This is a genomic window from Subtercola boreus (genome assembly GCF_003399645.1).
GTDB lineage: Bacteria > Actinomycetota > Actinomycetes > Actinomycetales > Microbacteriaceae > Subtercola > Subtercola boreus_A.
Map to the genome: position 1 here is coordinate 1 of NZ_NBXD01000028.1, position 9,592 is coordinate 9,592.

Below are 9,592 nucleotides of genomic sequence, written 5' to 3' on the forward strand. Positions count from 1 at the left end.
GGCCGGGGTGGAGGTGGTGCTGGAGGTGGTGGAGCAGGCGGCGAGCGAGAACGCGAGCAGGCCGGATGCGGCGATCGCGGTGGCGACCTTGGTGAAGTTGCGCATGATGAAATCCTTCGTTTGCTGTGTGAGGGCTGTGAACTACTTGGTAACTAGTCTTCGACACAGCGGCCCGATCAGATTGGTCAGAAGCTCCCGGCCGTGTTCATCCTGCGTTCACACAGGCGGCTTACTGTCTCGGTGCCGGCCTCGTTCTCGTGGCCGAGACCGGAGGAGCCATTCCATGGACGTACTCATCACCGTCACTCTCGTCATCGCGATCGCCCTCGTCTTCGACTTCACGAACGGGTTCCACGACACGGCCAACGCCATGGCCACCTCGGTCGCCACCGGGGCCCTCAAACCGAAGGTCGCCGTGCTCATCTCGGCGGTGCTGAACCTCGTGGGAGCGTTCCTGTCGACGGAGGTCGCCAAGACCATCTCGCAGGGCATCATCAAAGAGGGCCAGGGCGGAATCCAGGTCACCCCGACGATGATCTTCGCCGGTCTGGTCGGCGCGGTGCTCTGGAACCTCGGCACCTGGTACCTCGGACTGCCCTCGAGCTCGACACACGCGCTGTTCGGCGGACTGATCGGGGCCGCGATCATCGGTGCCGGCGTCAACTCGGTGGACTTCGGCGTGGTGCTCTCGAAGGTCGTGCTGCCGGCGCTGTTCTCGCCCTTCGTCGCCGGGCTCGTCGCGCTCGTGGCGACCTACGCCGCCTACCGGCTCACGAGGCAGGCCCGGGCGCACGGCTCCGACCGCGGATTCCGGCACGGACAGACCGTCTCGGCCTCCCTCGTCTCGCTGGCGCACGGCACGAACGACGCGCAGAAGACGATGGGCGTCATCACCCTCACGCTCGTCGCGGCCGGCTACCAGGACTCGGGCTCGGGCCCGCAGCTCTGGGTGATCGCCTCCTGCGGGCTCGCGATCGCCCTGGGCACCTACCTCGGCGGTTGGCGCATCATGCGAACCGTCGGCAAGCGCATCACCGATGTGCAGCCCGCCCAGGGCTTCGCGGCCGAGACGAGTTCGGCCGCCACCATCCTCATCTCCTCGCACCTCGGCTTCGCTCTTTCGACCACCCAGGTCACCTCGGGCGCGGTCGTCGGATCGGGGCTCGGCAAGCGCCTGGCCACCGTGCACTGGGGTGTGGTCGGCAAGATCGCCCTCGGCTGGGTCTTCACGCTGCCGGCCGCGGCCATTGTGGGCGGCCTCGCGGCCTGGGCGGCATCCACGAGCACCGTGGGCCTCATCGTCGTGGCCGTTCTGGCCCTCGTTCTCGGCGCCGGGTTCGTCGTCCTGGCTCGCCGCCACCCCGTCACCCACGAGAACGTCAATGAGGTTGAGTCGACGACCCAGGATGCGGGCGACCCGGCCCTCGCCGGAAGAAAGGGCTGAACGCCATGATCTCCATCGATTGGGGCGCCTTCGGCCTCGTCTTCATCATCTCGTTCGCTGCGGCCGTGGTCATCGTGGTGTTCTACGCTCTCGGTCTGCGCCTGCTGGCTACCGGGTCGCCCGACGACACGGGGGAGGACGGCCACGTGGTGGGCTCCGCCCGCGGCGCGCGGCCCGCGGCAGCGACAGCGGGCGGATACGTCTGCCTCGCGATCGGCGTTGCGGCGGTGCTCTACAGCCTGTACCTGATCATTCCGCAGTTCCACTGACCCGCGTCAGCGACCGAGGCCGGCGCGGTCGACCCTGCGGTGGAAGCGCATACCCGCGAGGCCGCCCAGAACGGCACCCGCGAGGCTCGCGACCGCAACGACGAGCAGCGTGACGATGCTCGTGATGGTGAGTGCTCCCTCGTCGACCGGGATGCGCGGGAAGCTGTTCAGGTTGCCGAGGATGTTGTACTGGCTCCCCGCCACGGCCGCGACGATGGCCACCACGATCGCGATGACGACGGCCCACAGCCAGACGGCCAGACCCTGCTTCGCGCCGTTGAATCGCGCCATGCGCCCCGCAACGTAACCACCGGCGAGGTAGGCGACGAAGAGCACAACGAGCAGTGCGATCGCGCCGACGACACCGACGGTGTTCACGTTCTCCGTCGCAGCCTGGGCCGCCTGGTTCGCGTCTCCGTTCGCATTGCCGAGCCCGACGGCCGCGCCGGTCGCAGCGACGAGTGCGGTGAGGATGACCGCGGTGCCCGTCGCGGTGAGCCACCCGAAGAACGCCGAGCCGACCTTGACGCCGCCGTACTTCTCCTTCTCACGTTCGAGCACCTCTTGCCGGTGACTGAGCTGGCTGTCGGCCACAACAGCGGCGGTCTCATCGTCGCGGCGTGTCTCTACCGGGTATTCGCGGCGGTCGTCGATGTGATCGTCGCGGCGTGTGTCGGCCGGGAGGTCGCGGCGGTCGTCGGGTGTGTTCTCTGCTGTGGACATGTCGCAAGCCTGTGGGCTCTCCGCGCGAGTTGCTAGCGATTGCCACCCGCCCCGCAAATCCCTATGCTGAGCGCCCCGTTCGGCTGCGCTTCACCATCCATTCGAATGCACGCCGTACAATCCGGCAGCATGACGACCTCAGACCAGGCCTACCTCGAAGCCCCCGACCTCGACGACGTGCTCGGCTACACCGTGCTCGACGTCGACGACGACGACCCCGTGCTCGTCAACCGCGACGGTTCGTCGATCGACACCTGGCGCGAGGGTTACCCCTACGACGAGCGCCTCGACCGCGGCGAATACGAGGCGCAGAAGCGCCTGCTGCAGATCGAGCTCCTGAAGCTGCAGAACTGGGTGAAGGCCGAGGGCCGCCGCCTCGTCATCGTCTTCGAGGGACGGGATGCCGCGGGCAAGGGCGGCACGATCAAGCGCTTCACCGAGCACCTGAATCCGCGCGGCGCCCGCACGGTCGCGCTCGAGAAGCCGAGCGAGCGCGAGCAGACCCAGTGGTACTTCCAGCGCTACGTGCAGCATCTGCCGGCCGCGGGGGAGATGGTGCTCTTCGACCGATCCTGGTACAACCGCGCGGGCGTCGAGCGCGTCATGGGGTTCTGCACCCCCGCGCAGTACGCCGAGTTCATGCGCCAGGCGCCCGCCTTCGAGCGGATGCTCGTGGGCGACGGCATCGATCTGGTGAAGTTCTGGTTCTCGGTGTCTGCCGACGAGCAGCGCACGCGGTTCGCCATCCGCCAGGTCGATCCCGTGCGGCAGTGGAAGCTGTCGCCGATGGACATCGCCTCCCTCGACAAGTGGAACACCTATACCGAGGCCAAGGAGTCGATGTTCGAGATCACCGACACCCCCGACGCGCCCTGGACCGTGGTGAAGAGCAACGACAAGAAGCGCGCCCGACTCGAGGCGATGCGCCACGTGCTGAACCTCTTCGACTATGAGAACAAGGACCGCACCATTGTCGGCGCCCCCGACCCCAAGATCGTCGGCCCGGCCTCGGAGGTCTACGAGCGCGGCGAGCACGCCCGCCCGGCGCCGCCGGTGTGACCCTGGCCCAGGATGCGGGTCGAGGCTTCGAGGGAGTAAATTCGGTGGATGCCTGTATCTGCGGGCAGCTTTCGTTCGACAGCTCGGAGCCGTAAGACATGGTGAGATCGCTCTTTGTCGAGCTGGTGGAGCTGGCAGACGACAGGTTTTGCCCCGAGATCTCCCACGCTGAGGCACTCTTCGGCCGGGCGGCCGACCCCGATGTGCCCTACAGCCTGGCCGCCTTGCGCAGGCTCGGCCGGAGTGCTCCTGCCGTGACGCTCGACCCGGCGGAGGAGCTCGCGCCGACCGGTATGCGCACGACCTTCGGCGACGGCAGTCCGGTGCGGGTCGAGGTCTTCTACGAGAGGTCGCTCGGCTCCCGGCGCCGTGCCCCGTCGGCGTCGATCCGCAGCGGTCCCGCCGAGCTGCCGCAGCAGACGGATGCCCGGCGGGACCCCGCCCGCTCCGCCCTCACCGAGCATGCCGTCAGCTATCTGGTGCGCAACGACCAGCTCGTGGTGCCCGTGCCCCGTCGCGGCGGCCCGACCGAGGAGTGGGAGGAGCAGCTGCTCCGCACCACGCACTGGGTGTCGGACATGCGACGCCGGCACGATCGTCTCTATCTCGACGACGGCACGCATCCGGTTCTGCGCATCGACGATCCGCTCGGCCGCTGGGCGGCGATGGCGTTCGACCTCGGCCGAACGCGGGTGACGATCGCGGGTGTTCCCGCCCTGCTCGACCGGCGGTTCATCGTGACCCGCCCGCGTTCGGTGGCCACCGACCTGCGTTAACCCGCTCTTCACCCTCCGTCTTCGTGCTGTGGGTTCTCCGTACCCGAACGCCTCCTACCGTGACTGAAGTCGCCGCCGTGGCCAGCAGTCCGCACCCGAGCGCGGACACCACGGGCGACGTACCGGAGGAATCCTTGTTCACAACCCGCCCGCGCACCCGCAGCGCCCGCCGCGCCTCGATGGGCGTCGCCGCCCTCGCCGTGGCTGCACTCGCGCTCACCGCCTGCTCGTCGTCCACCGCAGCATCCAGCAGCTCGTCGAGCGTCGACGCGAAGACCGCCACCGACGCTGCTGCGTTCGGCGGCATGGATGCCCTCGTCGCCGCAGCGAAGACGGAGGGCGCGCTCAACGTGATCGCCCTGCCCGACGACTGGGCCAACTACGGCAAGATCATCGAGGCGTTCAAGGCGAAGTACGGCATCACCGTCAACTCCGCCAGCCCCGACGCGTCGAGCGCCGAGGAGATCACCGCCGCGACGAGCCTCGTCGGCCAGGACACGGCCCCCGATGTGTTCGACCTGGGACCGGCTGTCACGCTCGCCAACACCGACAAGTTCGCGCCCTACAAGGTCTCCTCGTGGAGCGACATCCCCGACGCCAACAAGGAGTCGACCGGCCTCTGGGTCAACGACTACACCGGACTGATGTCGGTCGGCTACAACTCGAACGTCGTCAAGACGGCGCCGACGAAACTCGACGATCTGCTCGGTTCCGACTACAAGGGCAAGGTCGCGATCAACGGCGATCCCACCCAGGCAGGGGCTGCATTCGCGGCCGTCGGACTCGCTGCGGTGCAGTCCGGCGGATCGCTCGACGACTTCCAGCCCGGAATCGACTTCTTTCAGAAGCTGAACAAGGCCGGTAACTTTCTGACCGTCGACCCGACCCCCGCCACGATCGCCTCGGGCGAGACCGCGGTGGTCTTCGACTGGAGCTACAACAACCTCGCCTCGGCGGCCGCAACCCCCGGTTGGAAGACCACCATCCTGCCCGGCACGGCCTACGGCAGCTACTACAACCAGGCGGTCAGCGCCGACGCTCCGCACCCGGCTGCTGCTCGTCTCTGGCAGGAATTCATCTACAGCGCCGACGCACAGAACCTGTACCTCGCAGCGGGCGCGTTCCCGGTGCTGCTGACGGCAATGGATGCCGCGGGTACGACCGACAAGACCGCCCAGGCCGCCGTAGGCACGATGCCCGACAACTTCGTCTCGCCGACCGCCGAACAGAGCTCGGCCGCTGCAGCCCTGCTGTCTGCCAACTGGGCAACGGCCATTCAGTAATGACCAAGACGCTCGCCACCCCGAGCACTGACACCTCCGTTGCCGCCCGGCCCACCAGGCCCGGGCGGCAACGGCCGTCGGGCCCGGCATCCGCCACCAGCGTCGCCCCACGGCGGCGCCGGCCGAGCCTCGCGGTGCTCGGGCTCACTCCCTTCGCGCTGTACGTTCTGCTGTTCCTGGCGATCCCGTCGGTGCTGGCGATCACGACCGGGTTCGTCGACAAGAAGGGCATCTTCACGCTCGAGAACGTGGCGGCCCTGTTCTCACCACAGATTCTCGGCACCTTCCTCAGCTCGTTCTGGGTGTCGGGCGTGACCGCGGTGGTCGGTGCGATCGTCGGCGCGCTGGTCTGCTACGCCCTGCTCGGCACCCGCCCCGACGGCGCGTTGCGTTCGAGCATCAACTCGGCCTCGAGCGTGCTCGCCCAGTTCGGTGGCGTCATGCTCGCCTTCGCGTTCATCGCCACGATCGGCGTGCAGGGCCTCATCACGGTGACGCTGCAGAACCTCGGCGTGAACATCTACGCCGACGGCGTCTGGCTCTACCAGGTGCCCGGACTGCTGCTGCCCTACCTCTACTTCCAGGTGCCGCTCATGGTCATCACCTTCATGCCGGCACTGGAGGGGCTCAAACCCCAGTGGGCCGAGGCCAACGCCACGCTCGGCGGCAGTCGGCTCACCTTCTGGGTGCGCGTCGCCGGCCCCATCCTCGCCCCGTCGTTCTTCGGCAGCCTGCTGCTGCTGTTCGCGAACGCGTTCTCGTCGTACGCCACCGCGGCCGCGCTCATCAGCCAGGGAGCGCAGATCGTTCCCCTGCAGATCCGCTCGGCGCTCATCAGCGAGACCGTGCTCGGTCGTTCTAACATGGCCGGGGCGCTGGCGCTCGGGATGATCGTGGTCATGGTCGTGCTGATGTTCGGCTACTCGCTGCTGCAGTCCAAGACCGCCAGGTGGCAACGATGAGCGCCTCGAGCCCGAGTGCCGCGCGCCCGAGTGCAGTGCGCCCAAGTGCAGTGCGCCCGAGTGCAGCCCGGGTGGGCGCCGCGCCCTCGCGAACGGTTCGCACGATCATCCTGAGCCTGGTCGGTCTGCTGTTCGCCGTACCGATTCTCGCGATGATCGAATTCACGTTCAGAGACGGGCTGTCGGGCACCTACACCCTGAAACACTGGCTGAACCTGGCCGACCCGGCCGTGAACACGAAGTACGCGCCGCTCGCGACGGCACTCGGCAATTCACTCGTTCTCGTGCTCGTGACGGTTCTGCTGGTGCTCGTTCTGCTGCTGCCGACCATGATTCTGGTCGAGCTGCGCTTCGCGAAACTGCGGCGGGTGCTCGAGTTCATCTGCATCATTCCCATCACCGTGCCGGCGATCGTGCTCGTGGTCGGGCTGGTGCCGGTGTACGCCGTGGTCGTGAAGGTCGCGGGCAGCTCGATCTGGTCGCTGGGTTTCGCCTACGGAATCACGGTGCTGCCCTATGCGTACCGAGCGATCCAGGCCAACCTCCAGACGGTCGACGTGATCACGCTCAGCGAGGCGGCACGGTCGCTGGGGGCCGGATGGTCGACAGTGCTCTTTCGCATCATCCTGCCGAACCTGCGGCGCGGGGTGCTCGCGGCATCCTTCATCTCGGTGGCGGTCGTGCTGGGGGAGTTCACCATCGCGTCGCTGCTCAACCGTGTGAACCTGCAGACCGCTCTCCTGCTGATCTCGAAGAGCGATCCGTATGTCGCCGTGATCTTCTCGCTGTTGGCGCTCGCGTTCGCGTTCGTTCTGCTTCTGCTGATCGGGCGGCTCAGCACCGTCGGTGCCGTTCGCCGCCCCCGCATCCCGCTTCTCCAGAAAAGGTAGACCCATGGCCGCACCCACTTCCGGCGCTTCCGTCGAACTCGCCGATGTCGTCAAGGACTATGGCACTGGCTCGCTTGCGCTCGACTCACTCAGCCTGCACGCCCAGCCGGGAGAGTTCGTCGCCCTGCTCGGCCCGTCGGGCTGCGGCAAGACCACCGCTCTGCGCTCGGTCGCGGGTCTCGAATCCGTCACCAGCGGACGCATCTCGATCGACGGCTACGACGTCACCACCCAGCCGACGAACAAGCGCGACCTCGGCATGGTCTTCCAGTCGTACTCGCTGTTCCCGCACCTCGACGCTCTGGCGAACGTCGAATTCGGGCTCCGGATGCGCAAGGTGCCCACAGACGAGCGCCGCGAGCGAGCGCTTGAGTCTCTTGAGATGGTCGGCCTGGGCGGTTTCGGCAAACGGTTCGCCCACCAGCTCTCGGGCGGGCAGCAGCAGCGCGTCGCCCTGGCACGCGCCCTTGTTACGCGCCCGCGCGTGCTTCTCCTCGATGAGCCGCTTTCCGCCCTCGATGCGAAGGTGCGGGTGCAGTTGCGGGAAGAGATCCGTCGCATCCAGACCGAGCTCGGCATCACCACGCTCTTCGTCACCCACGACCAGGAGGAGGCGCTCGCCGTCGCCGATCGGGTCGCCGTGATGCGTGCCGGGCGCATCGAGCAGATCGGCACGCCCGAGAGCCTCTACACGCAGCCCGCCACCACATTCGTCGCCGAATTCGTGGGGCTGAGCAACCGCCTCCCCGGGCTGGTGAGCGGTGGTTTCGTCGAGGTGTACGGGGTCGAACTGCCGCTGCTTGATCCGACCGTGGCGAAGGGGCCGGCGACGGTGTACCTGCGGCCGGAGGATGTCGAGATCGTGGGGTGTGCCGGGGGTGCTGCCGGTGGGGCCGGGGCTGCTGGCTCCGGACTACTCACTCCGCAGATTCGCGGCACGGTGGTGTCATCCAGCTTCCTGGGGTCGATCCGGCGGTCGACCGTGCGCCTCCCCGATGGCGAACTCATCGCTGTGCAGCACGGGGTGAGCGTGAAGCCCGCCTCTGGGGAGAACGTCAGCCTGCGCTTCACGGGTGCCTGTGTGTCGGTGTCGCCGCGGGAGGCGCCGTCGTCTGTTGCGGCGTGAGCACGGGCATCCGTTCCTCGCTTGCAGCACTCACGGCACACGTCACGGTTGTCCGACCGGCCTGTGGGTTCAGCGCGCCGCCCGTGTGACAAGGTCGGCGATGAGCGCTGCACTGGCGTCGGTGAGGTGGTTGAGGGCATACGACGTCGGCCAGAGGCCCCCGACGTCATCCAGTGCCGCCTCGGGGCTGAACCCCAGGGTCGAATAACGTGTTTTGTCGCCCAGACCACTGCGGAAGAACACCACCACCTTGCCTCCCTTCGCCCAGCCCGGCTGCCCGTAGTAAAGCTTCGGCTGCAACTCGGGTGATGCCTCGCAGACGATCGAATGCAGCCGCTCTGCAATGGCGCGGTCGGGCTCGGTCATCTGCGCGATCTTCACGGCCACGGCCTCGGCGTCGAACGCCGCTTTCTCCTGCGCGCTACCGCGGCGAGCTTCGGCCTTCAACTCCGTTGTGCGTTGCTTCAGTGCTGCGCGCTCCCCGGCTGAGAGCGTGCCCGCAGCTTCGGATGTCGCGGGCTTCTGGGTGCTCTGTGGTGACTTCGGCATCGTGACGCCTCCTTGCGTGGTGGGGTAGTCGCTCAAGCATCCCACCGGTGCGCCCTACGTGCTTGGTGGGGCTGCCGTGCCCTGCGGCTGCAGTGCCCTGGGGGGCTGTCGCTGGGCTGTCGCCGGGCTGCCGCGCCCTGCGGGCTTACCGCTGGGCTGTCGCCGGGCTGTCGCTGGGCTGCCGCGCCCTGCGGGCTTGCCGGGGATGGAGAGGGTGGGGTGGGTGGATGGCTGGGTCGACTGCTGGATGCGAGCGCAGTGCGGTGTGCGGATGGCTGGGTCGAGTGGCTGAGTGGCTGAGTGGCTGAGTGGCTGAGTTGGGTGGCCTGGAGCGCATGCTGGAGGTGAGCCGGGCGCTGCGGGTTAGCCGGTTTGTGGGAGTGGGCGGGCGCGGTTTTGTTGGCAGGGTCGTGGGGTTTGCCGCCAGTCGAGCCAGTCGGGGGGTATCAAATGTGGGGTGCCGTTTCGCATCACCAGCTTCCACTTCGTCTTATGCACATGGGAGTGGTGG

General features: G+C 67.7%; 10 protein-coding genes. 8 read left to right on the plus strand and 2 right to left on the minus strand.

The annotated features are described in order from the left end of the window. Positions 1-283 precede the first annotated feature (283 nt). Together B7R24_RS14135 and B7R24_RS14140 are read left to right on the plus strand one after the other, a co-directional pair. Positions 284-1,444: an inorganic phosphate transporter gene (locus tag B7R24_RS14135; RefSeq protein ID WP_116419629.1), complete on the plus strand. Its 1,161-nt coding sequence runs from the start codon at positions 284-286 to the stop codon at positions 1,442-1,444. A gap of 5 nt (positions 1,445-1,449) precedes the next feature. Further along, positions 1,450-1,713, plus strand: a complete 264-nt coding sequence (locus tag B7R24_RS14140; protein WP_116419630.1) for a hypothetical protein — start codon at positions 1,450-1,452, stop codon at positions 1,711-1,713. Positions 1,714-1,719: 6 nt separating this feature from the next. Here B7R24_RS14140 and B7R24_RS14145 read toward each other — a convergent pair whose 3' ends face one another. Beyond that, positions 1,720-2,436 (minus strand): hypothetical protein, encoded by a 717-nt coding sequence (locus B7R24_RS14145; RefSeq protein WP_116419631.1) that lies wholly within the window; start codon positions 2,434-2,436, stop codon positions 1,720-1,722. A 129-nt stretch (positions 2,437-2,565) separates the two neighbouring features. On the opposite strand from B7R24_RS14145, the gene ppk2 reads away from it, so the two are divergent. From ppk2 to B7R24_RS14175, 6 genes are all read left to right on the plus strand, one after another. Further along, on the plus strand, positions 2,566-3,495 hold the full coding sequence (gene ppk2, locus B7R24_RS14150; protein ID WP_116419632.1) for a polyphosphate kinase 2: 930 nt from the start codon (positions 2,566-2,568) through the stop codon (positions 3,493-3,495). 98 nt (positions 3,496-3,593) lie between these two features. Further along, the gene (locus tag B7R24_RS14155) at positions 3,594-4,271 is read left to right on the plus strand and encodes a hypothetical protein (RefSeq protein ID WP_116419633.1); all 678 of its coding nucleotides are present in this window, start codon (positions 3,594-3,596) and stop codon (positions 4,269-4,271) included. 179 nt (positions 4,272-4,450) lie between these two features. After that, positions 4,451-5,554 carry an ABC transporter substrate-binding protein gene (locus tag B7R24_RS14160; protein ID WP_116419637.1) on the plus strand — a complete coding sequence of 368 codons (1,104 nt, stop codon included), beginning with the start codon at positions 4,451-4,453 and terminating at the stop codon, positions 5,552-5,554. Next, positions 5,554-6,516 (plus strand): ABC transporter permease, encoded by a 963-nt coding sequence (locus tag B7R24_RS14165; RefSeq protein WP_253259474.1) that lies wholly within the window; start codon positions 5,554-5,556, stop codon positions 6,514-6,516. The genes B7R24_RS14160 and B7R24_RS14165 overlap by 1 nt, the downstream gene beginning before the upstream one ends. Continuing rightward, positions 6,513-7,406 carry an ABC transporter permease subunit gene (locus B7R24_RS14170; protein ID WP_172582841.1) on the plus strand — a complete coding sequence of 298 codons (894 nt, stop codon included), beginning with the start codon at positions 6,513-6,515 and terminating at the stop codon, positions 7,404-7,406. Before B7R24_RS14165 ends, B7R24_RS14170 begins: the two co-directional genes overlap by 4 nt. A 4-nt stretch (positions 7,407-7,410) precedes the next feature. Next, positions 7,411-8,532, plus strand: coding sequence for an ABC transporter ATP-binding protein (locus B7R24_RS14175; RefSeq protein WP_116419635.1), 1,122 nt, complete (start codon positions 7,411-7,413; stop codon positions 8,530-8,532). A gap of 69 nt (positions 8,533-8,601) precedes the next feature. On the opposite strand, the gene B7R24_RS14180 is transcribed toward B7R24_RS14175, so the two are convergent. After that, entirely contained in the window at positions 8,602-9,081 is a 480-nt protein-coding gene (locus tag B7R24_RS14180) for a DUF1801 domain-containing protein (protein WP_116419636.1), read from the minus strand. Between the last annotated feature and the right edge of the window lie 511 nt (positions 9,082-9,592).